Genomic DNA, 25,624 nt, shown 5'->3' on the forward strand with positions numbered 1-25,624 from the left:
GGCTCACAGGTAAGGGGCTGGGCTCCCAAGCTGCGGCGGGGGAGAGCGCCCGCGGTTCGCTGGCCTCGGTCGAGAGCACCCTGGAAGAGCTAGAGGACGTTCCCGCCCTAGCCGGGGTGCACATCAAGGGTCTGCACGGGCGTATGGATACCGCCGAGAAGAACCGGGTCATGACCGAATTCTCCGCCGGTCGCATTAATCTGCTGGTGTCTACCACCGTGATTGAGGTGGGTGTGAACGTGCCCAACGCAACCCTCATGATCATCATGGACGCCGACCGCTTCGGTATTTCTGGCCTCCACCAGCTACGCGGACGCATCGGCCGCGGCTCCCTGCCCGGCACCTGCCTGCTGGTCACCAAGCAGCCGGCGGACGGCGTCAGCCGGGAGCGACTGGCAGCGGTAGCAGCTACCACCGACGGCTTCGAGCTTTCGCGGGTTGACCTGGAACAGCGGCGTGAAGGCGATATTCTCGGGGCCGCCCAGTCGGGGAAGAAATCGACTCTCAAGCTGCTGCGTGCCCTGACCGATGCCAAACTCATTGAGCGGGCCCGGCAGGATGCCTTCGGAATTATTGAGGCTGACCCCACCCTGGCCAAACACCCTGACCTTGCCCGCACCATTGACCGGGCCCTCGACGCCGACCGCGAGGCCTTCCTGGGGCGCGGGTAGGCTCGGCCAAAGACGTAGGCCCCGCATTTATTCTGGTTTACCTGCAACTAGTTGCAGGTAAACCAGAATAAATGCGGTCAACTCAAGTGCCCGGTGGGCCCTCCGCCACCAGTCACCAACACCTAACCCTCTCTTTGTTCTCACCAGCCCTACCGGTACCCTTATAACAGTCCCACCCTCTACCACTACGAGCGGAGCGCAGCCAAATGAGCCGCATCATTGCAGGAGCCGCAGGCGGCCTGCGCCTAGCCAATGTCCCCGGTGATAACACCCGCCCCACCACCGACCGGGTCAAAGAAGCTCTCTTCTCCCGCCTGGATACCTACAACATACTGGACGGCGTACGCGCCCTCGACCTCTTCGGCGGTTCGGGCGCCCTGGGCTGCGAGGCCCTCTCACGCGGGGCCGCCCACGTGGACTTCGTGGACCACTACCCCAAGGCCGTTACCGTCATCGAAAAAAACATCGCCGCTGTGGGCAAGACCGCCGGGGGTACTGCCCGCGTGCATAAGATGATGGCTCGCACCTACCTTTCGGCGGGGGCGTCCGCCTGGGATCTGGTTTTTATTGACCCGCCCTACGCCGTGACCAATAGCGAGCTCGAAGAGCTGCTGGCCCTGCTGGCGCCTCACCTGACTGAGGGAGCGGTGGTGGTGGTTGAACGGGCCTCCCGTGCTGACGAACCGGCCTGGCCTGAAGGCCTTGAAAAGTTTGCCGAGAAAAAATACGGTGAGACCGTGCTCTACTATGTGGAGCCCGCCGCCTAGAGAGCAAAATCTCAGGGGCCAGTCGTGAACCCCGTGGACGCACCGTGCGGCTCAGTGCCCAACGCAGGGTTGGTCGATGTTAGGGTGGAACTATGAGTGAGAACACAAACGACCCCGGTCATCAGCCCCAGCCGACCCCAGAAACGAGCCAGGGAGCGTCCGCGCCCCTGCTGACCGAAAACACCCTGGTGGTGCAGCAAACCCGCAGCTTCATGAGCAATGACTTTGAGATGCAGAGCCAGGACGGGCGCGTGCTCGGCCGGGTTCTCACCACCGGCTCACCCGCAGGCCGCCTGCTCAAGGGCAACCGCACCTTCGACCTGGTCGACGGTAACGGGAACCTTCTTCTCAAGATTGTTGACCCCTTTGATTTTGGCCTGGACCGCTACGAACTGCTGAACCCCGATGGTTCCCTCTTCGCCCACGTGCAAAAGCAGTTCTCTTTCATGCGCAAGCGCCTCACAATCGAGTTGTCGGGCCTCACCCTGGAGCTCGAAGGTAGCCTCTTTGAGTACGACTTCAATATCACGGTTAACGGCCATGTAGCTGCCCGTGTTGCCCGCGAGTGGGGCGGCCTGGTGGCGGGGCTGCGCGGTAAGAGCCGCTACGGGGTGAACTTCGATCCCGGTGCCCCCGAACCCGTGCGCCTGGCCATGCTGGGCGGCCTGGTTGCCCTTGACCTAATCCGGGCAAAGGACGCCCGCAACTAGGGCTCTTAGCTGCTATAGGCGCGCAGGCGGGTGGCGGCGTCCTGTAGTACCTCCGGGCGTTTGCAGAAGGCAAAACGCACATAGGTCTGCACCCGCTCTCGTCTAGCCCGCCGCCGTAAGCGCAGGGCAGGCGTCCGTATCTTTATCTGAACCCAAGATTACCGGCCTACCCCTGTTGCCCAAGAGAGCATGACTTAGTGTGTCATACCTAACCAACCTGCTGTAGCCTAGAGACATGCAATTGGTTGTCTGCCCCGGATCCTTTGACCCCATCCACAACGGTCACGTCGAAATCATCACCCGCGCCGCAAAAATCTACGGTAACGTCATCGTCGCGGTCTCCCATAACTCCAAGAAAAAGTACCGTTTCACCCTCGAAGAGCGCGTCGCCATGGTTGAGGAAACCTTCGCCCTCTTCGACGGGGTGAGCGCCAAGGTGCTACCCGAGGGGGAGCTGCTGGCTAACTTCGTGCGCGACCAGGGGTCCGTGCTCATCGTGAAGGGGCTGCGCAATACAGCCGACTATGAATACGAGGCTCCCATGGCCTCGATGAACCGGCACATCGCCGGGGTTGAAACCAGCTTTATCGCCGGGGACCCCAAGTACAACCACATCTCATCGACCATCGTTAAAGAGGTGGCCGGCTTCGGCGGGGACGTGCGGGCTTTCGTCCCGCGCGCGGTGCAGCGGGCGCTCTACCCTGAGCATTAATGTGGTCAGCCAAACAAGAGGTTGAACCTAGAGCGCTTGATTCGGCCGGTCTTAAGCCCCTAAAATAGGTACTTGGTTTAAAACATTCGATAGGGAGTTCGTCATTTCACGAAAAGATTCATCGCCCCTTAAGATCTCGGTTCGAGATTTAGCTCATAGCCCGGGCGCAATGGAGACCCTTGATGAAGTTCTGCCAGCGCCAAGCGACTTTGGCAACGCTCTGATTGAGGCGGAAGAAGGCAGCAACATTGACCTCAATGTTCGCCTGGAATCCGTTTCAGATGGTATCTTGGTAACTGGTACTGCAACTGTCACCGTTTCCGGTGAATGCAGCCTCTGCCTAGACCCGGTTAACTTTGATGTTACAGCCGATGTTCAAGAGCTTTTTGTTTTCGAGAAGGCCCCCGAAGGCGGCCCCGAAGATGAAGTAGATGAGCAGTACGCCGTAGAGAACGATGAAATTGATCTCGAACCGGCGCTGCGGGACGCAGTGATTCTTCAACTGCCGTTCCAACCTGTTTGCAGTGACTCCTGCCAGGGCCTGTGCTCCGAATGCGGCGCACGCCTAGAGGACGACCCTGAGCACCACCATGAGGTCATCGACCCCCGGTGGAACGCGCTATCAGCGCTGCTCGATGCGAACGACAAATAAAACTTATAAAGCAACAAGAGAAAAGAGATAGCTGTGGCTGTTCCCAAGCGGAAAATGTCCCGTGCTAACACCCGCGCCCGCCGTTCCCAGTGGAAGGCTTCCGTTCCTCAGCTGGTCAAGACCGTAGAAAACGGTCGCGTCACCTACTCCCTGCCCCACCAGGCAAAGCTTGTGACTGACTCAGCTGGCAACGAACTCTTCTACGAGTACAAAGGCCGCAAGGTAGCTGACGCCTAATTCGCGCCTTATGACTAACTCTGCATCACAAGAGTTTCTGAAACGTCTCGGTATCGACCTCGATACCGAGACGTTTCAGCTTGCAATGACTCACCGCTCCTACTCCTTTGAAAACGGCGGCATACCCCACAACGAGCGCCTAGAATTCCTGGGTGACTCTGTGCTGTCTCTGGCCGTCGCCTCAGAGCTCTACAAGAAGTTCCCTGACCTGCCCGAGGGCGAGCTTGTCAAGCGCCACCACGTGATTGTTTCTACCCGAACCCTGGCCAACCTGGCCCGTAGCCTCAAGCTGGGGCCCTGCATCCGCCTGGGTAAGGGGGAGAAGAAAACCGGTGGTGCCGATAAGGACTCTATCCTGGCTGACACCATGGAGGCCGTCTTCGGCGCCGTGTATATGAAGCACGGCCCTGAGGCCGCCCACCAGCTCGTGCTGGCCCACACTTCCCACCTACTGGATGACAACAAGACCCTGAACATCGGGCGCGACTGGAAGACCGAAATCCAGGAATACGCTGCCGCCCAGGGCACCGGCGAGCCCGTCTACGAGGTTGAGGGCACCGGCCCCGACCACGCCCGCCGCTACACCGCCAAGGTCCTCCTTGCCGGTAAGGTCATGGGGCAGGGCAAGGGCACCAGCAAGAAGGAAGCCGAGCGTATGGCTGCCGAACAGGCCTACTACAGGGTCTACGGCTAGGGCAGGCAAGACTTTATCTACACAAAGAGGGCGGTCCCACCGAAACACATCGGTGGGACCGCCCCTCTTGTCGTGCTACCAGGCTGATGCCTAGCTGCGGCTAGGGCAGGCCGATTTCGTCGTCCCTACCCACAATGTTGATAGAGGTGGTCTGGGCGGGAACCTGCTCTAAACGTTCGGCTGCCAGAGCCCGTACCCGCTTGCGGACAGCCAGCCAACCACCAGCACAGGCACTACCAGAAGCATGGCTGCCAGGGCGTAGGTGCCGATGGGATAGTCGAAGGCGATGAGTACCAGCACACCCACCAGGAAGGCCATGGTGAGCCAGTTGGTGACGGGCGCTAGGGGAGCCTGGTACTCGGGGCGGACGCGCTCACCACGGCGGGCCATGGCCACAAAGCGCTGGTGGGGTAGGGTGATGGAGATCCAGCCAATCACGATACAGACGGCTGAGATGTTTAGGACGATCTCGAAGGCCTCTGAGGGTTTCCAGTAGTTGATGGCCACACCGAGCAGGGCCACGGCACCGGTGAGCAGGATACCGCCGATGGGTACGCCCGACTTGCTCATAGCCCCGGTGAAGCGGGGAGCGGAGCCGTTCATAGCCATGGAGTGGGTGATACGGCCGGTCGAGTAGAGACCCGCGTTCAGCGATGAGGCCGCTGCGGTAATGACCACCAGCTGCATGATGGGGGCAGCGTAGTCGACCCCGATGGAACCAAAGAAGGTGACGAAGGGGGATTCGTCAGCCGAGTAGGCGTCGTAGGGCAGCAGCAGGGAGAGCAGCAGCACGGAGCCTACGTAGAAGAGGGCGATACGCCAGACCACGGTATTGATGGCCTTGGGGATAGCCTTGCGGGGGTCCTTGATTTCACCCGAGGCTGTACCGACCAGCTCAATACCGGAGTAGGCGAAGATAACGCCCTGGGAGACCACCAGGGCAGCCAGTAGGCCGTTGGGGAGGAAGCCGGACTCGGCGATATGGGTAAAGCCCACGGGGGAGCCGGTGGGGGTACCGAAGATAACGAAGAAGATGCCAATCACCATGAAAAGCAGCAGGGAGCCCACCTTGATGAGGGCAAACCAGAACTCGAGTTCACCAAAGATCTTGACCGAAATCAGGTTCATCGAGACCACCACGACGATGACGACCAACGCCACAACCCACTGGTCTATCTGCTCAATAGCCGGGATGTACTGGCCGAACCAGTTGAAGTAGATAGCGATAGCGGTGGCATCGACGATGGCGGTGGCGGCCCAGGAGAACCAGTACATCCAGCCCACGAAGAAGGCCCATTTTTCGCCGTAGAATTCGCGGGTGTAGCTCACGAAGGAGCCGGACGAGGGGCGGTAGCTGACCAGTTCACCCAGCTGCCGCAGAATCAGGTAGCCGAAGAAACCTGCGATCGCATAGAGGAAGATGAGGGAGGGACCGGCGTCGTGCAGGCGTCCGCCCGCGCCGAGAAAGAGGCCGGTTCCGATGGACCCGCCCATGGCAATCATCTGAATCTGCCGGGGCTTGAGGCCCTGCTGGAAGCCCTCTTGCTCGTGGGCGAAGGACGGCACATCAGCGTGCTGCCCCGTGGGGGTTGGGGGTGTCGACAAAAGTCTCTCCTTATACAGAAGGGTTGGTTCTGCTCCTGCCGCCCGCCATATATTAGTAGGCTGGTGACAGGTGAGAATGCACAGGCTCTATTCTGCACCTGATATGTTCAAGATGTGGGCACCACGCGGTGCATATTTTTTCATTTTTGGAAAGGCGGAGTGAATATGCCGGAGTTACCCGAGGTCGAAGTGGTTCGCCGGGGCCTAGCTGGGCACATCCTCGGTGCGGTGCTGGAGCGCGTGCAGGTAGTGGACGGACGCTCGGTGCGGCGCCACGAGGCCGGGCCGGTGGACTTCGAGCGGCTGCTGACGGGACTGCGCGTGGCGGATGTGGCTAGACGTGGCAAGTACCTCTGGCTGCTCTTTGAAGGCAATGAAGAGTTCGCCCTGGTCATCCACCTGGGCATGAGCGGGCAGGTACTCCTCAAAGACCCTGCTCTACCGGCAGAAAAACACCTTAAGGTGCTCATAGACTTAGCGGGCGCCACCGACGAGAGCGGGCGCGAAGCCCCGCTCACCCTGCGCTTTGTGGACCAGCGCATCTTCGGCGGCATGTTTGTAAGCCCCCTGCTGCCCGTGCACAACGCCGCTGGAGAGCCGGTGCCGGGGGCGTCCGCGTCCGCCCTGGGCCTGCCCCTCATCCCGCAGGCCGTTGCCCACATCGCCCGCGACCCGCTCGACCCCTACTTCGACTTCGGGCAGTTCAGACGCATCATGCTGGGCACCTCCACCGGCATCAAGAAGCTCCTGCTCGACCAAAGCGCCATTTCCGGGGTGGGCAACATCTACGCCGACGAAGCCCTATGGCGAGCCAGACTGCACTACGCCAAACCCGCCAAGAGCATCCCCGCCTCAACCGCCCGTGAACTGGTGGACGCCGCGCGCACCGTCATGCGGGATGCCCTAGCCCAGGGCGGCACCAGCTTCGATGCCCTCTACGTCAACGTCAACGGGGAATCGGGCTACTTCGACCGGTCCCTCAATGCCTACGGGCAGGCAGGGCAACCCTGCTCCCGCTGCCTAGAGGCGGGGCGCACTTCGCTGATGGTGCGGGAGCCCTTCGGAGGAAGGAGCTCCTACCGGTGCCCTCATTGCCAGAGAAAGCCTCGTGGGCTTTAGCTACTGAATCTATGCCCGTAGTAGTCGCCCAGCCGCCCGTACCCTTCCTCTAGGGAAACAGCTGGGGCCCAGTCCAGAAGCTCCCGGGTGGTGCGCTGGTCGAACCAGTGGGCGGTGGACAGCTGCTCGGCTAAGAAAGAGGTCAGCGGGGGAATCTGCCCGGGGGCAAAACGGGCCCAGGCCTTTTCCATCACCAGACCCAGCCCATAGGCCACGGAGGCCGGCAGCGAGTAGGCCGGGGGCTCCACGCCGCAGGCGGTACACATGCCGGCGATAATTTCGCCGACCGGGCGGGGCTGACCATTGGTGATCACCAGGGGCACCCCGCGAATCGCCTCGAGGCGCTGGTAGCCGCGTACGAAGGCGTCCGCCCCGTTGTCGATGTAGAGGGTGTCAATCATGGCGGTGCCCTGGTTGAGCAGGGGCAGGCGGCCTGCGGCGGCGCGTTCTAGGACGCGCTCCACCAGCTGGGTATCGCCGGGGCCCCAGACAATGTGGGGGCGCAGCACACCCACCCAGAAGTCGTCCGCATCGTAGCTCAGGGCCAGCAGCTCAGACTCAGCCTTAGACCGGGCATAGTTACCGCGGGCCTGGTCGGGGCTGGCGGGCGGGTTACCTTCGCCCACGATAGAGGCTCCGGTGTGGGCTACAGAGGGCGATGAGGTGTGCAGGAACTTCTTGATTCCAAATGCGCGGGCAGCCTCAAGCAGGGCACGGGTGCCCTCGACGTTGACCTGCCGGTAATCCTCCCAATCCCCGACCACAGACACCTTAGCGGCCAGATGGATAATCCCCTGAACACCGGTAACAGCCCGGCGCACCGCCAGCTGGTCGGTGAGGGAACCCTGCACCTGGTCGAAGCGGTCGGCCAGGTGGGTGGGAAGCATCTGGGCTATACCGGAGTCCCCGCGCTGGAAGGCCCGCACAGTATACCCTGCCCTCAGCAGGGCAAAGACAACCTCACGGCCCAGAAGCCCAGAGGCGCCGGTGACCAGCACCCGCTCAGAACGGGCAGGCTGGCAAACCTCGGGGGTGAGCGGACGCAGTGAAACTACCACGCGATAACCCCCTTGCCCAGACGGGCCTTTTTCCCCTGCAGGAGCTGCTGGGCCCAGGCTGCAAGAACCGGGCGGTCAATCTTCGAGTTGTGCCGCACATCGGTGGGATGCTCAGCAACCACCAGCACAGCCGATACCTCTACGCCGGTCTCAGCCAGTACCCGCTCCCGCACCCGCTGAGCCAGGTCAGCCGGAGCCAGACCGTTGCGGGTCTTCTTTCCCCGGAAGGTGGGGCCAACCTCGGCCACGATCAGGACGGACGCCGCGCCGGCCGGGCCTGTAGCAACAGCGGCTGCCCGGCGCACCTCGGCATCGAGTTCGGCAGCCTGTTCCAGGGCAACCGGGGTGAGTACGCCCTGGGCGGTTACCAGCACGTGGGCAAGACGGCCCTCAACCCAGAGGCGTCCGCTGGCATCGAAATGCCCCACATCGCCGGTGCGGTGCCAGCCGGGGGTGGCGCTGGACGCGTGTTCGGTGACCCAGAGGGTGTCGTAGCGATCCTTGATGTGCGGGGCTGCCACCAGAATCTCACCGGTGATACCGGGCTTGGTGGTGACCTCGGTTGAGGCGGTTCCATCCGGCAGCAGGGGAGCGATCTGCAGGGCTGCCCCGTGGACGGGGGTGCCAACGCAGACACCGCCGCCAGCACCGAGGAGCCCGGTTGCCGCGTCCTGCTCGGCCTGCTGAATCTGGGCGTAGGAGACGTCGGTGGTGGGCAGGGCCTCGGTCATGCCGTAGGGGGTGTGCAGGGAGGCCGCTGGTAGCAGGGTCTGCAGGCGGGCCAGCAGGGGAGAGGTAATGGGAGCCCCGGCGGAGAGCAGGGTGGTGACCTGCCTCATGGCAGAGCGCTGCTGGCTGCTGAGACCATCGACGGTCTCGAGCACGTTCATCAGGGCTGCCGGGGAAGCAAAGACCGTGGTTGCTCCAATCGCAGAAGCTGCGGACGCCAGGGCGGTGGCGGTGAGAGTCTTAGGTTTAGTGACGTCCATGGCCGGGGTGACAGAGGTAGCTCCCAGGGCCGGGCCCAGCAGGGCGAAGGGGGCAAAACCCGCAACCAGACCGCTTCCTGCGGCGAGGTCGTAGGTGGCTGCGATAGTATCCCGCATAGCCGCCAGCTGGCGGTGGGTGTAAACCACGCCCTTAGCCGGGCCGGTGGAGCCAGACGTGTAGAGGATGGCAGCGTCCGCATCGGGGTCAGGGTCAGCCACCGCAAAAATCTCAGGGGCCGCAAAATCATCGACCGCACCCACTACACCCAGTGCCCGGGCGGCGGCAGCGGGGAGGGAGCTGGCTGCAATGCGCTGGCCGGGCCAGCCCAGGGTACGGGCCAGGGTGAGGGCAGCCGAAATACCGATGAGCCAGGACGGGCGGGCCCCCTTGAGAGCGCGCGTTAGCCCCGCAGTGCCCAGGCCGGTATCGGCCACAACAATTACGGCCCCAATCTTGAGGCAGGCGTAGATGAGGATGGTGAGCTTAATGCCGGGCGGCACCAGCAGATTGACCCGGTCGCCGGGCTTCACCCCGAGCCGGTGCAGGCCAGAGGCAACCCGGTCTACCTCGGCAGCCAGTTCAGCCCACGAGAGCTGGGCGGCTACCTCGGTGCCGTCCCCCTTGCTGCTCATATCAACGATAGCTAAGGTGGTGTCGTCCGCCCGGTCTGCCAGCTCGGCTCCCATGGGGCGGTAATGAGCGGACGCCGGCACCCGGGCAGCGCGCGCGGTGAGGTGGAGTTCCCGCTGGGTGGTGCCGGTGACGAAGTGCTCGGTCAGCCAGGTCAGAATGGGGGTAGCAATGTCTTCGTCTTCGGCGACCAGGTGGCTGGCGGTTTCAAAACGGTGGATGTCGGCCTGCGGCAGACGGGTGGCTAGGTCGGCCATGTAGCGGCGCTGGAAGACCGGGTCTTTAGTGCCCCAGAGCATCAGGGCAGGCAAGTCAAGTTCTGTAATACCTTCGGCAACAGAGACCATAGGGCGGTAGCTGGCAGCCGTTTCGGTTGCCGGTATGTCGGCCACGAAATTCCGCACGCCCACCCGGTGCTCGGCGGTGGTGTAGGGAAGCTTGTAGGCCTTCTTGACCGCAGCATCAAGCCCGCCCTGAGCCAGGCCCAGAGTTACATCGATAAAGGCGGTTGATTTTTCGGTCGCCCAGGAATGCAGTGCGGGGTTGAGGGCCGCCTGCAGGGCTACCGGGATCTTCTCACCGGCGTCATGAAAAACAGCGGTGTTGGTCAGCATGATACCCGAGACAATCTCACGGTGGCACAGGGCCCACCCCAGCGAGATCAGCCCGCCCCAGTCATGGGCCAGCGTAACCAGGGGAAGCTCGGTAGTATCAAGCCCAAGCGCGGCCGTAAAATCACCGAGGTCAGCGATACGGTCTGAGAACGAGCGGGTCAGGCCGGTGCGCTCCGAATAGCCCATATCGAGCTGGTCTACCGCTACCACGCGCCAGGGCTGCTCGGCTTCAGTTGCGGTAGCGATTACCGACCGCCAGAGATAGGACCAGGTGGGGTTACCGTGCACCGCCAGTACGGTACCGACCGGGGTGCGCCCGGTGGCCTCGAGAGCCGGGCCATTATCGAGGTAGTGCCAGCGGCGGCTGGCCCCGGCTTCTTCTACCGGAGCGGACGCGGGCACCTGCACCTGCTGGGACCAGGCAGGGTCAACACCGGGCCAGAGGGCAGGAACAGGAGTGAGCTGAGAAAACGTCATAGTGGCTCCTACCAGGTGATTTCCATGAGAGCGGTATTCAGACCGGAGCCCACACCCATGCAGAGAATACGGTCACCGGCTACGAAGTGGGCGCTTTCCTCAGCCAGGGTCATGGGAAGGGCTGCTGCCGCCACGTTACCCCAGACTGGGAAGGTCATGGGGATGCGCTCGCGGTCGATACCCACGGCCTCAATAATGGCGTTGGTGTGGGCGTTAGAAATTTGGTGGGTTACATAGGAGCGCATATTGCCCCAGTCCCAGCCGTTCTGGTGGGCTTCTTCCCAGGCCTCGGCGACCAGCTGCAGGCCGTGCTTGAGCAGACCGGCGGCGTCCGTATTCATCCCTTGGTCGGCTTCACCACCAATGCAGAGATTGCGGTGCTCGGTTCCCGCGCGGGAGACCGAACCGATAATCTTGTGGCCTGCGGGGTGCAGATCGGAGCGGCCGATGACGGCGGCCGCAGCTCCCGAGCCCAGGGTCAGGGTAGCGAACTGGGCCAGCACGTCGTCTCGGGTTGAATCGGGGCGGTTCAGCTGGCGCAGGGCGGTGGCGTGCCAGGGGGAGGGGTCTTCACCGTCGACGATGAGGGCGTAGTCGATAGCCCCGGCGTCAATCATGGTAGCGGCAACTGTAATACCGTTGACGAAGCCCAGGCAAGCATTGGTGATATCGAAGTTCAGAGCGTGGCGGGGCAGACCCAGGCGGTCGTGAATACCCACGGCTACGGCCGGTTCAAAATTATCGCGGGTGACCGAGGTGTTAATAATCAGTCCGATTTGTTCCTTGCTGATACCGGCCTGGGCGATAGCCTGCTCAGTAGCCTGCACCGCGCCGTCCTCAAAATGCATGGAGGAGCCCCAGGAGCGGCGCTCGTTAATACCGGCGAGGCGCTCGAGTAGGCCCTTGGGCATCTTCAGCCGCTTGTAGGTGGCCGCTAGTTGCTCGTCAAAGTAGGAGCTGGTGACGACCTCCGGCGGTAGCACCCTGGTTACCGATAGCAGGGAGGCGTTCTTGTGGCGAATATCTGAATTAGCGGTCAATCTACTCTTCTAGCCTTAGTGCGGACTGGGGCAAGCCCTTATTTGAAAAACAGGGCGCTTTTCAATAATATGCCTCGGCGGGGCAGGTGCGGTGATTGATGGTGCGGGTTCATCTCACACCGAACAGGTCAGCGGGCCTGCGGTAAAGTGGTAAGCCGACCCAAACCCGTTTTTACCCAACCGATGGGGCTCACCATTATGTACCTAAAATCTTTGACCGTGCGCGGCTTTAAATCTTTTGCGTCGGCTACTGTGTTTGAGTTTGAGCCGGGCTTGAATGTGCTGGTGGGGCCGAACGGGTCGGGTAAGTCGAATGTGGTGGATGCCCTTGCCTGGGTGATGGGCGCCCAGGGGGCTAAGCAGCTGCGCGGTGGCGCCATGAAGGACGTCATTTTTGCTGGCGGTGGTTCCCGCGGTGCGCTGGGGCGCGCCAAGGTTGAGCTGGTGATTGATAACGAGGACGGTGCTCTGCCGCTGCCTCATGCTGAGATTCGGCTTTCGCGCACTATGTTTTCTGCAGGCGGTTCGGAGTACGAAATCAACGGGGAGCTTGTCCGCCTGGCTGATGTGCAGGACCTACTGGCGGACGCCGGCGTGGGCCGGGAGCTCTACACCCTGGTGGGGCAGGGGCAGGTCGATAAGATTTTGCACGGTACCGCTGACGACCGCCGTGAGCTGATTGAGCAGGCTGCCGGCTTGCTCAAGCACCGTAAGCGCCAGGCGAAGACCGCGAGCAAGCTTGATGATTTGAAGATCAATCTTGACCGGCTGGAGGATTTAGCCGGCGAGCTGGCTGAGCAGCTGGAAGGACGCCGGGAGCAGGCTGACGCGGCCCGGGAAGCTAGCGAGGTGGCGGGCTGTGTTCGTAGCCTGACCGCTGATCTTCTGGCTCACGATGCGCGTGCCATGTTGCAGGAGCGGGAGGCCGAGCAGGTCGCTGGCCAACAGGTTGAGGCTGCCCGCCTACGGGCGCAGGAGCGCAGCCATGCCCTAGAGGGGCAGCTGGGGGAGTTGGCTAAGGCCCGGCAGGTAGCCCAGCAGGCGCTGGGTGAAGTCACTCAACGCCGTACCTCCCTGAAAGAGGTGGCCCACCTGGTGGAGACGGTTCAGCTGGTGGCTGCTGAACGTTTGTCTGCCTCCCACCACCAGGAAGAAGATCAGGACGCCGCCACCCGCCTGGATGCGGCCCAGCAGGCTTGTGCCCGGGAGGAAGGAAATCTTGAACGGGCCCGGGAGGCGGGGAAAGGAGCTGAAGAAGAACTTACCGCTGCCCATTCTGCCTTAGAAAAGGCCCATGCGGAGCAGAACGCAGCCCAGCAGGCGCTGGCTGCGGCCGACCAGCAGGTGCGGGACTATAAGGAGAACCTGTCGCAGCTCACCGCCCAGCTGGCTACCGTCCGCGTAGCTTTTGAGCGAGCCGGTGAAGAGGCCGCCCGTCGAGTAGCTGAGTATGCTGAGGCTAAAGAGCAGGGGGCTTCCGCCGGTGCTGATATCGAGCGGGCCCAGGCAGCCGTGAACGGCTATCGGGAGCAGCTGGAGCGGGCTGAAACTGAAGAAGAAAACCTGCGTCGGGCGCGGCAGCAGGCGAGTGAAACGGTGGAATCCAGCCGTCAGGAGCTGCATCAAGCTCAGGTAAAGCTTCATGCTGCTCAGGCCCGCTGCGAGGCCCTTGAGGCGGCCTGGCGGTATGATGGCGCGGAAAACGGGGGCAGTGAAGGTCTCTGTCAGCAGGCCCTGGAGCAGGGAGCGCAAGAACTTATTTCTCTACTTGAGATTGAAGATGCCTGGCAGGCTGCTGTGGCTACTGCCCTAGGTCCCTATCTGAGGGCCCTAACCCTGACAAGCGGTGAGTCCCTGCCTGCTGGAGTAACCCAGCTTTATTCCTTTGAGGGTGACATTCAGCAGATTGACCTGCGCGAACTATCTGTATCTCAAGCTAAGGTTTATCAAGCCCGCCCGATGGCGGACGTCCTGACCGCACCTCAGGCCCTCAGTCGCGCGCTCGCCGTGCTTACCGCTGATACCTACCTGACTCCCGATCAAGAAGCCGCCCGCGCCCTGGTAGCTGCCCACCCGGGCGTCCGCGCTGTGACCCCCGACGGTACCGTGCTGACCGCAGGATCAACCCTCTACCCCTCCCAAGAGCGGCCCCTGACCGAACGCTACGCGGAACTCACCCGAGCTCAGCAGACCCAGCGGGAGCTTGCCCAGCAACAGGAGCAGGCAGAGAGAACCCACCAGCAGGCCGAAGAAGCACTAAAGACTGCTCAGGGGGCTGAAAAAGCCCAGGCCCGCACCACCGGTTCACTCACGGCCCAGCTAGCTGCCGCCCGGGCAGACCTTGCCACCCTCACCGGCCGGGCAGAAAGCTCACAGGCGGCCCTCGACCGTCTGCAAGAAGCCGCCACCCGTGCCGAAGAAGCCCAGAAAGGGACCCAAAGGTACGTGGAGTCCGCCCAAGAGGCCCTGGCTCGGATACGCAGCACGGAACCCCAAGCAGACAACGCTACCCTGCGCGAGGCTGTCCGCACCGCAGAAAAAACCCTGGTCGAGACCCAGGAGGCTAAAACCCTCGCCGAGGCCACAGCAACCTACGCCCGCGAAAAAGAGGAAGCCGCCCAGGCCCGCCTCACCCAGGCCCAAGAAGCCCTTGCTGCCCTCGAAAAGGTTGAGGAGGCTCGTCAGCTGCGCCAACAAGAGGCCGCTGATACCGGTCGTCGTGCCCGCAGGGTAGCTGCCTGCGCCCGGGCCCTGGCGCTGGCCCTTGAGCAGGTGGAGAGTCAGGAGAACGAGGAACACTGCAAGGCCCTGGCCCGGGCTGAGCAGGCCCAGCAGGTGCTCACCGCTACCCGCGAAGAACTGGCCGGTGCCCAGACCTCGCTGGCTGCCGCCCTGACCCTGCAGGCTGAATCGTCGGCCCAGGGCGCCCGCGTTGAAGCCCGCTGGGAAGCCCTGACTCAGCGGGTAGATAGCGAATTGGGGCTCAGCCTTGAGGCTCTGCTAGAGAGCCACAAGGCCAGTGGCCTGCCCCGGGATGATATCGAGACTGACCTGGCGGCAGCCGAGGCAGAGCTGGCCCGGTTGGGGGTCATCAACCCCCTAGCCCTCGAAGAATACGAAGCCCTCGAACAGCGCCATAGCTACCTGCGCCAGCAGATTAAAGACATCAAGACCTCGCGGGCAGACCTGCGGGCTGTGATGAAGGACGTGACCGGCCAGATTGAAACCTCTTTCGCCCGGGCACTAGCCGATGTGCAGGTGGAGTTTAGCCGGATCTTTGCCCTGCTCTTTCCCGGCGGCCAGGCCGAGCTGGTGCTGGCCGACCCCAACGACCTTGAGCACAGCGGGCTTGATATCCGAGTGACACCGGCCGGTAAGAAGGTCACCCGTCTTTCCCTTCTCTCTGGCGGCGAGCGCACCTTGGCCTCCCTGGCCCTGCTTCTGGCGGTTTTTATGGCCCGCCCTGCCCCCTTCTATGTGCTGGACGAGGTAGAAGCGGCGCTTGATGACCGTAACCTGGGCCGTCTGCTGGAGGCACTGGGGCAGCTGCGGGAGAAGTCCCAGCTGCTGATGATTACCCACCACCAGCGCACCATGGCCCAGGCTGATACCCTCTACGGCATCACCATGCGGCAGGGGGTTTCAAGCGTGCTCTCGCACCGCCTGGCGAACTAGGGTAGCTACTTTCCGGTGTAACCTTCGTCGGCTATGTGTGCCGGGAACTTGGGGCGGTAGCCGGGGAACCAGCCAACAGCCGCAAGAAGAAGCAGAGCACCGGCCACGATAAAGGCGGGGAAGAAGCCCCAGGCGTCGATGATAAAGCCAGCTACGAGCGGGCCGACAATCAGGCCGATGTCTGAGACCATCTGGTAGTAGGCCAGGGGCTGACCGCCTGAGCGCTTGTTGCCCACAATGTCTGAGACAGCAGCCTGCAGGGAGGGGCCGAGCAGGGCTGAGGCAATGCCCAGAAGTACGGCTGCCCCTACAAAGACAACCGGGTTAGTGATTAGGCCAAAGACGATGGTGACGATACCTGCCAGAATCAGCCCGGAAAAGACCATGGGGCGGCGGCCTATCTTATCGCCCATCTTGCCCGAGTAAATCTGCACTAGGGCGTTACCGGCTGCGTAGGTGGCCAGGGTGAAACCTGCCAGCTTGGCTCCGGCAACGGCGGCGTCGTAGCTGGCCTCACCGGCGTGCAGATTAGCTAGGAGGGCTACGGCGGCGAGGGGAACCACCGTGGACTGTAGGCCGAAGACGCTCCACCCCACCGCCAGGTTGGTCACGAGGGCTGCCTTAAAGTTGGTGAACTTCAGGGCGTCGGCCAGCTTGAGTTCGGGCTTGGGTACGGCGATACCCTGGGTGTTGAGGTTGACCTCTTGCGGATCGTCCTTGAGTTGGGTGAGTACCACCAGGGCAGCGCACAGGAGCATTGCCGCATAGACAAAGAAGGGTACTCGCATACCCAGCGATGACGCCGCTGCCCCCAGCACGGGCCCCAAGATATTGCCCAGCAGGAAGGACGTAGCAAAGTAGCCCGAGACCTTACCCCGAATCGTCGGGGGTGAGTTGCGCACCAAGATACCCATGGCGGCCACGGTAAACATGACCGATCCGGTACCACCGACAATGCGGGAGGCAATGAGCATGGGGTAGTTGACCGAAAGTCCGGCTCCGATGGAACCCAGCCCCACAATAATGAGGCCCGCCGAGTAGATGCGGCGCTCGCCGAAACGGGAGATGAGGCGTCCGGACGCCGGTGCGAAGGCCAGGCGCGAGAGGGCAAAGGCTGAGACAACGAAGGTTGCTGCCATGGCACCCACATCGAAGCTGCGGGCAAAGCCGGGGAGCACGGGGGCTACTAGGCCGTAGCCGAGTGCAATGAGGAATGAGGCTGCGATCAGGACCTTGATTTGGGTCGGTACCTTGACGGTTTCTTTGGTGCGGGGCTTTTGGTTGCGGCTTTCCTGCCGTACCGATTCGGGGATGATGGGGATGGCCCCGGTGTCCATGGAGGGGGTGGGAATGTGGTTGCTCATGCGCTTGTGTTCTGCTGCTTCTATGCTGCGTGTATCTGTCTGAAAAGTATCTTAGCTCACAATGTCCACCGGTGCGGGGTGGCAGTGCGCAGAAGTGCATTCTACTCCCATCGCTGGGGCTGTATGGGGCGGGGAGAATATGGCAAGCTAGAAGGGTGAATGATTCTCTAACTCTCATTGTGTACATACTTCTCGGTGTGCTAATTCTAGGTGGCGTGCTCGCTGTTCTGCTGCGCGGCCCTAAGGCCCCTAAGGAAGGCTACGAGGGCACCCGCGATGCCGATGACCTCCCCGCAGATAGCGCTGACGGGCCGGTCACCACTATCGAGCGTCCGGCGTCCGCCCAGGGCCGCCTGGTGCGCCTGCGTGCCCGCCTCTCACGCTCCAACAACCTGCTGGGCAAGGGCCTGCTGGCCCTGCTGTCCCGCGACAAGATTGACCAGGATGTCTGGGACGAGGTCGAAGAGACCCTGCTTCTGGCAGACCTGGGTGCCGAGCCCTCAGCCCGCCTGGTAGAGGCCCTACAGCAGCGTGTGCGCGTGGAGGGCACTGAGAATCCCGCCCACGTCAAACAGATGCTGCGTGAGGAGCTTCTTTCAATCGTGGGTGAAGATACCGACCGCTCCCTGGCCCTGGACGGTGCCGATGGCAACCCCGGCGTCGTGCTGGTCGTTGGTATAAACGGCGTGGGCAAGACCACCACCGTGGGTAAGCTGGCCCGCGTGATGGTCGCTGAAGAGAAGAACCTCCTGCTGGGTGCAGCCGATACCTTCCGTGCGGCGGCTGCCGACCAGCTCCAGACCTGGGGCGACCGCGTAGGGGTCGACACCGTCCGCTCCGATAAGGACGGCGCCGACCCGGCTTCCGTTGCCTTTGAAGCTATCCGCGAGGGCAAGGCTCGCGGCGTCGATACCGTCATGATTGACACCGCCGGACGCCTGCAGAACAAGGCTGGTCTGATGGACCAGCTGGGCAAAATCAAGCGCGTGGTCGAGAAAGAAGCCCCGGTCACCGAGGTTCTTCTGGTCATTGACGCCACTACCGGCCAGAACGGCATGATCCAGGCCAAGGTCTTCTCCGAGGTCGTTCAGATTACCGGTATCGTGCTGACTAAACTCGACGGCTCAGCCAAGGGCGGCATCGTGGTCGCTATCCAGGAAGAGCTGGGTGTGCCCGTCAAGCTCATCGGCCTGGGCGAAGGCCCCGACGACCTGGCACCCTTTGAGCCTGGTGCCTTCGTCGACGCCCTCCTCGACTAAGGCACAGCCCGAGTGCATCGAGGAACCGGGGGAACTGTTTGAAACAGTTCCCCCGGTTTTTTCATGCCTACCTAGAGTGCCGGTAACCTGCCCGTTACTGCCCGAAACACCCCCGTAACCCCTGTTTTCATACCCGCAACATGGGGAGGGCACCTGTAACCGGGGCGAAACTCCAGGCGCAAGCAGCCGAAACACGCGCAGAGAACAATAGAACCTGTCAACACACCAAGAGCTGGTCTACCGGCACACAGGTTTTCTTTTTCGGGTTTTGAAAGGGGTAACAGGCATGGAACTCACCGCCAGTGATGTTTGGACCGTGGTCGCCGCGGCACTTGTTCTGTTTATGACACCGGGTCTCGCTCTCTTCTACAGCGGTATGACGCGAGCCAAGTCAGCACTCAACATGATGATGATGATGTCGGTCATCTCAATGGGCCTCGTCGGCGTGTGCTGGGTGCTCTGGGGCTACAGCATGAGCGGGGGAGGCGCCCTCATCTACGATATCGTCGGCTCACCCTTCAACGATTTTGGCCTATCAGCTACGCTTGCGGACGGCGGCACCAACCTTCTTTCGGTAGCCTTTAGCTCCACCTTCGCTATCATCGCGGTGGCTATCATCTCAGGGTCCATTGCCGACCGCGCCCGCTTCGGGGCCTGGTGCATCTTCGTGCCCCTTTGGCTCACCCTGGTCTACTGCCCCCTGGCCTTCATGGTGTGGGGCGGCGGCCTCTTCGGTGAAGAGGGCTTCATCGGGTCCATGTTCGGCGAAGCCATTGACTTTGCAGGTGGCCTGGTAATTCACATCAACGCCGGCGTCGCCGGTCTCATCCTGGCCTTGGTACTGGGCGCTCGCAAGGGCTTTGGGGAAGACCCCAACCAGCGCCCCCACTCCCTGCCCCTGGTCATGCTTGGTGCAGCTATCCTCTGGTTTGGCTGGTTCGGCTTCAACGTGGGGGCTGCTGCGGACGGCGCCCAGGCAGGTCTGATCTGGGTCAACACCCTTGCTGCCCCGGCAGCTGCCATGCTGGGCTGGGCCCTGCTTGAACGAATTCGTGACGGTCACGTGACCTCCCTGGGTGCGGCGTCCGGCCTGGTTTCTGGTCTGGTTGCTATCACCCCGGCCTGCGCCAACGTTGACCCGGTCGGTGCCCTGGCCCTGGGCTTTATCTCGGGTATCGCCTCAGGCTGGGCTGTGGGTCTCAAGTACCGCTTGGGCTACGACGATTCTCTTGATGTAGTGGGTGTACACCTGGTCTCCGGCCTCATTGGCACCCTGGCCCTCGGTTTTATCGCAACCCCGGCTACCGGAACCGCCGGTCTCTTCTACGGTGGCGGTCTAGGCCTGCTGGTCACTCAGACCGTTGCAACCTTGATTTCTATGGCCTACTGCGCGGTTGTGACCCTGCTGATTGTGATTCCGATTCACCGCACTATGGGCTTCCGGGTCAGCGAGAAGCAGGAGATCCAGGGTATTGATCTGGCCCAGCACGCCGAAACCGCCTACGCCATGTCGAGCGGCACCTTCGGTGCCTTCGCTAAAAACTAGAGGGAGTTCACGCCATGAAACTCATTACCGCTTTGATTCAGCCCGAAAAATTTGACGACATCCGCCAGGCCCTCGAAAACTTTGGGGTCGACGGGATGACGGTCTCAGAAGCCCAGGGCTACGGACGCCAGCACGGGCATGTAGAGGTCTACCGCGGCAAGGAATACGACATTCGCCTGATTCCTAAGGTTCGTCTGGAAATCCTGGCGGACGCTAACCGGGCCGGGGACATCATCGACCTCATTATCGCCACCGCCAATACCGGTAGCGCCGGGGACGGCAAAATCTGGGTGAGCAGCGTGGACGAGGTGGTTCGAGTCCGCACCGGAGAACGCGGCGTCTCCGCCATCTAAGCACAAGCGACATACAAATCTAGGGCAGACCCACGGTTTCGTGGGTCTGCCCTCATCTTATGTGCTCTAGCCAGGAGTGCTATCAGGCAGGGGGCAGACGTGGGTCAGGACGGCGGCGGGGGAGCGCCGGGTAGACTAGGGGGCATGAAACTTGTCTCCTGGAATGTTGATTCACTCAATGCTGCACTCACCAGTGAGTCGGCCCGTGCCCTGCTCTCCCGCGATGTCTTTGCCTCCATCTCCTTGCTGAACCCCGACGTCCTTGCCCTGCAAGAAACCAAGCTCTCGGCCAAGGGGCCCACCAAGAAACATCTCGAAGCCCTGCACGCCTACTTCCCCGACTACAAGATTGCCTGGGTATCTTCCGACGAACCCGCCCGCAAGGGGTACGCGGGCACCATGTTCCTCTACAAACAGGAGCTAGAGCCCATCGTCACCTACCCCCGCCTCTCTGCCCCCACCACCATGGACGCCGAAGGGCGCATGATTACCCTGGAATTTGAGGACTTCTACGTCACCCAGGTCTACACCCCCAATGCTTCGGACGGCCTGCGCCGCCTGTCTGACCGCCAGGTCTGGGATCGCCTCTACGCCGATTATCTTGCCGGCCTGGACGCCACTAAACCTGTGCTTGCAACCGGCGACTTCAACGTTGCCCACACCGAAATTGACCTGGCCAACCCCAAGGCTAACCGCCGTTCCCCCGGCTTCACCGACGAAGAGCGCGAAGGTTTCACCCAGATTCTCTCCCGGGGCTTCACCGACACCTTCCGCCACCTGCACGGGGACGTCACCGGAGCCTACACCTGGTGGGCCCAGCGCTCCCGCACTTCCAAGATCAACAACACCGGCTGGCGCATTGACTACTGGCTGGTATCAGACCGGGTTGCTGAGAAGGTGCGAGCCTCAGAGATGATGGATTCAGGCCCTCGCCAGGACCACACCCCGATTCTCCTCGATATCGACCTGGGCTAGGTTAAAGACTCACCTGCCTGTTAAAAGCCCGAGGGCCCCTCTAACGCCAGGGACACTCGGGTTTTGCTGTGTCCAGGTGATGGGGGCAGAGCGGTCGTTCAACAAGGGTGAACTGATATGTGAGAAAAACCGGGGTAAATGTTTAATGTTTTTAAAGTTTTAGAGCGGTAGAAACTGCAGAATCAGGTTTAAGCGGGGGAGTGGCGAAGGCTGCGCCCGTGTATTCTCGGGCTTTTTAATGCGTGGATTATTTCGGGTACGTTTCGCCGACTCTTTGCTGCGGACGAGCGGTGTGTTGCCCAACTTGATGTGACGGGTGCGACTAAATATACTCAACTCAACACGTCAGTATATATTGGGCATCACAAGCCCGGCAGTATCTGTAAAGGCTCACACACAATGTTCGTTACCCAGAAAGAGTTCGCCTCATGATTAAGTATCTGCTGAGGCGAGCAGCTACTTACGCCGTCATGATTTTCTTAACGACGACCGGTGGCTACTTCCTCGCCGTTACCTCACTGAACCCCGCCCTGCTCGAACAGGAACGCATTCCCCGCCCCTCACCGGAGCAGGTTCAGCGCAACTTCGCAGCCCTGAACCTTGACCCCACCATGAGCGCCTGGGACCGCTACGTCCAGTGGCTGACCAACGTTGTTCTGCACTGGGACTGGGGCCGTAGCCCCAACGGCGCCTACATCAACGCTGAATTCGGTCAGCGCGTGTGGGTATCAACCCGCCTCTACCTGGTAGCTGTGATTCTCTCCCTCATCATCGGTGTAGCCCTGGGCGTTTACTCAGCAGCCCGTCAGTACAAGTTCTCTGACCGTGTGATTACCGGCTACTCCTACCTGGTCTACATTCTGCCCGCCCCCATCGCCTACTTCCTGGTCCAGCTGGGAGCTGTGGCCATCAACAGTGCAACGGGGGAGCGCATCTTCTTCGTGACCGGCATTTCCTCGCCAGGCCTCACCCCGGGTAGCTTCGAATACTGGGTGGACTTGGCAGCCCACTACATCGTGCCCACCTTCTGTATCACGATTATGAGCTGGGGCGGCTACCAGATTTCCCAGCGCCAGTACCTGCTCGACAGCGTCAACGCCGACTTTGTGCGCACCGCTCGCGCTAAGGGCCTCACCCGCAACCAGGCCATCCGCCGCCACGCCCTGCGCGTCTCCTTCATTCCGGTAGCCCAGTCCATCGCCTTTACCGTTCCCTCCATCTTCACCGGCGGCTTCTTCGCCGAGGCTATCTTCGCCTGGCCCGGTATCGGTCTCTGGACAATTCAGTCAATCGGTGCCCAGGACGTCAACGCGGCGGTAGCAACCCTGGCCTACGGCTCCTTCATCTTCGCAGTTGGCGCCATCATCGCTGATATCGCCACCACCATCGTCGATCCCCGAGTGAGGATCTCATGAGCAATTCACCTTCCATCGACCACAACAACCTCACAGGTATTATCACGAGGGTCGATCAGACTAACGCTGACTTCGACATCATCAGCAAGAAGAAGATTATCTTCCGCCGCTTTATGCGTAACAAGACCGCAGTCTTTGGCTTGGTCGTCCTGCTGCTGGTAATAGCTTTCGGTCTCTTTGGCGGTTTCCTCTCCAAATGGGATACCACCACTATCGACCCCTTCTACATCTCCACTGGCCCCAGCGCCGAGCACTGGTTCGGCACCACCAGTGCAGGCACCGACCTCTACGCCCAGATGGTTGAAGCTGTCCGCACCTCGGTCTTTATCGGTCTGATCGTGGGCGGTGTCTCCGTCATCTTTGCAGCTATCTACGGCTGCGTCATGGCCTACTTCGGCGGCAAGATTGACAAGACTTTGCTGTTCGTCCTTGAAACCTTGATTATGGCGCCTAGTCTGCTGGTTGTAGCTATCGTCATCAACGGTGCTGGCGGACAGGCCATCCGCGATAACCTACCTGGCTGGCTCATCCTAACCATCGTGCTCCTGATTTTCAGCTGGATGTATACCGCCCGTGTGATTCGAGCTATGGCCATGTCGCTCATCTCCCGTGACTTCGTCAAAGCCGCCCGCTACATGGGTGTGCACCCCCTCAAGATTGTCTGGCGTCACCTGGTGCCCAACATCGGCTCCCTGATGGTGCTTGAGTTTACCCGCGGTATCACCGCAGCAATTCTGGCTGAGGTGTCGTTCACCTTCATCGGTATTGGCGTGAAATACCCTAACTTCTCACTGGGGTCACTCATCGCCCAGGCTTCAAGCCAGATCAACACCCTGCCCTGGATGTTCTGGATTCCGCTGCTGTTCTTCTTCCTGCTGGTTGGCCCCCTGGCCCTGATGAATGACGGCTTGCGTGACGCCTTCGATCCTACCTCCCTGTCCGTTGGCAAAGTTAAGAAAAAGAAGAAGTAAATGAGCACTACACCAGTACTGAGCGTCCGAGACCTCAACGTAAAGTTCAATACCGAGAACGGTATTGTGCACGCGGTGCGCGGCATTGACTTCGACCTCTATGCGGGCAAGACGCTGGGCATCGTGGGTGAATCCGGCTCAGGTAAGTCGGTTGCCTCGATGGCCATCATGGGCCTGCACCCCACTACCGCAGACATCACCGGTTCCATCAAGTACGATGGCACCGAACTGCTGGGTCTGACCGATAAGCAGATGTGCGACTACCGTGGCAAAGAGATTTCCATGGTCTTCCAGGATCCGCTGTCATCACTCACCCCGGTCTTCACCATCGGCCACCAGCTGGCTGAGGTACTCAAGGCCCACAACAAGGGTATGAGCGATAAGGCTATTCAGGCTCGCTCCGTGGAGCTCTTGCGTCTGGTCGGCATTCCCTCACCCGAGAGCCGTCTCAAGTCCTTCCCCCATGAGTTCTCGGGCGGTATGCGTCAGCGCGTCATGATTGCTATGGCCATTGCGAACGAGCCGCGCGTACTGATTGCCGATGAACCCACCACCGCGCTGGATGTCACCATCCAGGCTCAGGTGCTTGAGGTGATGCAGAAGGCCCAGGAAGAGACCGGAGCGGCTACCATCATGATTACCCACGACCTGGGAATCGTGGCCGGTATGGCCGATGAAATCATGGTCATGTACGCGGGCAAGGCTGTAGAGCATGCCGCTGCCACCGACCTCTATAAGAAGCCTTCCATGCCCTACACCATCGGTCTGCTGGGTGCTGTACCGCGCGTGGATCGCAAGGAAAAGACCTCCCTGGTGCCGATTGAGGGAACCCCGCCCAACCTGCTCAAGCCCGTGGTGGGCTGCTCCTTCGCGGCCCGCTGCCCGGTGGCTACGGACGCCTGCCTCACCCAAGAGCCGGAGCTCAAGTTGATTGCCGGTACCGGCGAGAACCACCGCTCAGCCTGCCTGTACGCAGAGAAGTTCGTCAACGAACGTCCTGAGCAGATGTTCCCTGTGCCCCCCATCCCCGTCTCTGCCCTCGATAGCGTACCCCGCGAAGAGCGCGCCAGCGTGCTTGAGGTGAAGAACGTCAAGAAGTTCTTCCCCCTCACCAAGGGCGCCCTCATCAAGCGTCGTGTGGGCACCGTCAAGGCCGTCAACGGCGTCAGCTTCGATATCCGCGAAGGCGAGTGCTTCTCCATCGTGGGCGAGTCAGGCTGCGGCAAAACTACCACCCTGCTCGAAATCATGGAGTTCTCCAAGGATATCGACGGCGAAATCGTCATCGCCGGTGTCTCTAACAAGCAGGGCCTGCGCGGCTCCGAACTCAACGCCCTGCGTAAGAACCAGCAGATGGTCTTCCAGGACCCAACGGGTGCACTCGATCCCCGCTTCACCGTCTACGAAATTCTGGCTGAGCCCCTACAAAACCAGGGCTGGGCAGTCAAAGACATCAAGAAGCGCGTACTTGAACTGATGAAGACCGTCGGCCTGCAACCCGACCACGTCAACCGCTTCCCCAACCAGTTCTCCGGCGGCCAGCGCCAGCGTATCGGTATCGCCCGCGCGCTCGCTGTCAACCCCAAGCTGGTGGCTCTCGATGAGCCGGTCTCTGCTCTTGACGTCTCTGTTCAGGCAGGCGTCATTAACCTGCTAGAGAAGCTGCGTGTCGAGCTGGGGCTGAGCTACCTGATGGTGGCACACGATTTGGCTGTCGTGCGCCATGCCTCTGACCGTGTGGCCGTTATGTACCTGGGCCGAGTGGTTGAGATTGGCAATGTGGACGAGGTCTTTGATAACCCCGTGCACCCCTACACCCGGGCTCTACTCTCTGCCATCCCCGTGCCCGACCCCGAGGTGGAAGCCAACCGCCAGCGCATTGTGCTCGAAGGCGACCTGCCCACCCCCGTGAACGCGCCGGAGGGCTGTGCTTTTGCAACTCGTTGCCCCATCTTCAAGCTTCTTCCTGAAGATAAGCAGAAGAACTGCACCGAGAATGTGCCTGTTCTCAGCCGGGCGAGTGAGGACCACCAGTACGCCTGTCATTATCCTGAACACGAAGTTGCTATGAGCTAAATTACATGTATAGA

Annotated in this window: 21 protein-coding genes; 16 read left to right on the forward strand and 5 right to left on the reverse strand. The window is 61.4% G+C overall.

What is annotated here, in order from left to right:
• From E4U03_RS00600 to rnc, 7 genes are all read left to right on the forward strand, one after another.
• Nucleotides 1–671 (forward strand): helicase-related protein (locus E4U03_RS00600; protein ID WP_265588541.1); only part of this gene is annotated, 671 nt, incomplete at its 5' end.
• A 206-nt stretch (nt 672–877) separates the two neighbouring features.
• The gene (gene rsmD / locus E4U03_RS00605; protein WP_135011065.1) at nt 878–1,438 is read left to right on the forward strand and encodes a 16S rRNA (guanine(966)-N(2))-methyltransferase RsmD; all 561 of its coding nucleotides are present in this window, start codon (nt 878–880) and stop codon (nt 1,436–1,438) included.
• A 92-nt stretch (nt 1,439–1,530) separates the two neighbouring features.
• Complete coding sequence (locus E4U03_RS00610; protein WP_135011066.1) at nt 1,531–2,148, forward strand: LURP-one-related/scramblase family protein; 618 nt, start codon at nt 1,531–1,533, stop codon at nt 2,146–2,148.
• A 235-nt stretch (nt 2,149–2,383) separates the two neighbouring features.
• The gene (gene coaD, locus E4U03_RS00615; RefSeq protein WP_135011067.1) at nt 2,384–2,860 is read left to right on the forward strand and encodes a pantetheine-phosphate adenylyltransferase; all 477 of its coding nucleotides are present in this window, start codon (nt 2,384–2,386) and stop codon (nt 2,858–2,860) included.
• Nucleotides 2,861–3,029: 169 nt separating this feature from the next.
• Nucleotides 3,030–3,512, forward strand: a complete 483-nt coding sequence (locus E4U03_RS00620; protein ID WP_194210367.1) for a YceD family protein — start codon at nt 3,030–3,032, stop codon at nt 3,510–3,512.
• A gap of 33 nt (nt 3,513–3,545) precedes the next feature.
• On the forward strand, nt 3,546–3,749 hold the full coding sequence (gene rpmF, locus E4U03_RS00625) for a 50S ribosomal protein L32 (protein ID WP_135011069.1): 204 nt from the start codon (nt 3,546–3,548) through the stop codon (nt 3,747–3,749).
• A 10-nt stretch (nt 3,750–3,759) separates the two neighbouring features.
• Nucleotides 3,760–4,443, forward strand: a complete 684-nt coding sequence (gene rnc, locus E4U03_RS00630) for a ribonuclease III (RefSeq protein WP_135011070.1) — start codon at nt 3,760–3,762, stop codon at nt 4,441–4,443.
• Nucleotides 4,444–4,611: 168 nt separating this feature from the next.
• Here the strand turns inward: rnc and E4U03_RS00635 are convergent, their stop codons facing one another.
• Nucleotides 4,612–6,048, reverse strand: coding sequence for an amino acid permease (locus E4U03_RS00635; RefSeq protein WP_416220599.1), 1,437 nt, complete (start codon nt 6,046–6,048; stop codon nt 4,612–4,614).
• 165 nt (nt 6,049–6,213) lie between these two features.
• On the opposite strand from E4U03_RS00635, the gene mutM reads away from it, so the two are divergent.
• Nucleotides 6,214–7,167 carry a bifunctional DNA-formamidopyrimidine glycosylase/DNA-(apurinic or apyrimidinic site) lyase gene (gene mutM / locus E4U03_RS00640; RefSeq protein WP_135011071.1) on the forward strand — a complete coding sequence of 318 codons (954 nt, stop codon included), beginning with the start codon at nt 6,214–6,216 and terminating at the stop codon, nt 7,165–7,167.
• Here mutM and E4U03_RS00645 read toward each other — a convergent pair.
• From E4U03_RS00645 to E4U03_RS00655, 3 genes are read right to left on the reverse strand one after another with little or no spacing between them, the layout of a single operon-like run.
• Nucleotides 7,164–8,225, reverse strand: coding sequence for an NAD-dependent epimerase/dehydratase family protein (locus E4U03_RS00645; RefSeq protein ID WP_135011072.1), 1,062 nt, complete (start codon nt 8,223–8,225; stop codon nt 7,164–7,166). The genes mutM and E4U03_RS00645 overlap by 4 nt on opposite strands.
• Nucleotides 8,219–10,936 carry an alpha/beta fold hydrolase gene (locus E4U03_RS00650; protein ID WP_135011073.1) on the reverse strand — a complete coding sequence of 906 codons (2,718 nt, stop codon included), beginning with the start codon at nt 10,934–10,936 and terminating at the stop codon, nt 8,219–8,221. Before E4U03_RS00650 ends, E4U03_RS00645 begins: the two co-directional genes overlap by 7 nt.
• A gap of 8 nt (nt 10,937–10,944) precedes the next feature.
• Nucleotides 10,945–11,976 carry a 3-oxoacyl-ACP synthase III gene (locus E4U03_RS00655; RefSeq protein WP_135011074.1) on the reverse strand — a complete coding sequence of 344 codons (1,032 nt, stop codon included), beginning with the start codon at nt 11,974–11,976 and terminating at the stop codon, nt 10,945–10,947.
• Nucleotides 11,977–12,174: 198 nt separating this feature from the next.
• On the opposite strand from E4U03_RS00655, the gene smc reads away from it, so the two are divergent.
• A complete protein-coding gene (gene smc / locus E4U03_RS00660; RefSeq protein ID WP_167752212.1) occupies nt 12,175–15,651 on the forward strand; it encodes a chromosome segregation protein SMC in 3,477 nt (1,158 codons plus the stop codon).
• A 5-nt stretch (nt 15,652–15,656) separates the two neighbouring features.
• Here smc and E4U03_RS00665 read toward each other — a convergent pair whose 3' ends face one another.
• Nucleotides 15,657–17,015, reverse strand: a complete 1,359-nt coding sequence (locus tag E4U03_RS00665) for an MFS transporter (RefSeq protein ID WP_135011076.1) — start codon at nt 17,013–17,015, stop codon at nt 15,657–15,659.
• Between the two features lie 215 nt (nt 17,016–17,230).
• Between E4U03_RS00665 and ftsY the strand changes: the two genes are divergently transcribed.
• From ftsY to E4U03_RS00700, 7 genes are all read left to right on the forward strand, one after another.
• Complete coding sequence (gene ftsY / locus E4U03_RS00670) at nt 17,231–18,274, forward strand: signal recognition particle-docking protein FtsY (RefSeq protein ID WP_416220600.1); 1,044 nt, start codon at nt 17,231–17,233, stop codon at nt 18,272–18,274.
• Nucleotides 18,275–18,560: 286 nt separating this feature from the next.
• Nucleotides 18,561–19,820: an ammonium transporter gene (locus E4U03_RS00675; RefSeq protein ID WP_135011078.1), complete on the forward strand. Its 1,260-nt coding sequence runs from the start codon at nt 18,561–18,563 to the stop codon at nt 19,818–19,820.
• 14 nt (nt 19,821–19,834) lie between these two features.
• Nucleotides 19,835–20,173 (forward strand): P-II family nitrogen regulator, encoded by a 339-nt coding sequence (locus E4U03_RS00680; RefSeq protein ID WP_135011079.1) that lies wholly within the window; start codon nt 19,835–19,837, stop codon nt 20,171–20,173.
• A 144-nt stretch (nt 20,174–20,317) separates the two neighbouring features.
• Nucleotides 20,318–21,148 carry an exodeoxyribonuclease III gene (locus E4U03_RS00685; RefSeq protein WP_135011080.1) on the forward strand — a complete coding sequence of 277 codons (831 nt, stop codon included), beginning with the start codon at nt 20,318–20,320 and terminating at the stop codon, nt 21,146–21,148.
• A gap of 428 nt (nt 21,149–21,576) precedes the next feature.
• Nucleotides 21,577–22,563 carry an ABC transporter permease gene (locus E4U03_RS00690; protein WP_135011081.1) on the forward strand — a complete coding sequence of 329 codons (987 nt, stop codon included), beginning with the start codon at nt 21,577–21,579 and terminating at the stop codon, nt 22,561–22,563.
• Complete coding sequence (locus tag E4U03_RS00695) at nt 22,560–23,534, forward strand: ABC transporter permease (protein ID WP_135011082.1); 975 nt, start codon at nt 22,560–22,562, stop codon at nt 23,532–23,534. The genes E4U03_RS00690 and E4U03_RS00695 overlap by 4 nt, the downstream gene beginning before the upstream one ends.
• Nucleotides 23,535–25,610, forward strand: coding sequence for an ABC transporter ATP-binding protein (locus E4U03_RS00700; RefSeq protein WP_135011083.1), 2,076 nt, complete (start codon nt 23,535–23,537; stop codon nt 25,608–25,610).
• Nucleotides 25,611–25,624 lie beyond the last annotated feature (14 nt).

The sequence above is a fragment of the Rothia nasimurium genome (assembly GCF_004569295.1).
Classification (GTDB): domain Bacteria; phylum Actinomycetota; class Actinomycetes; order Actinomycetales; family Micrococcaceae; genus Rothia; species Rothia nasimurium_B.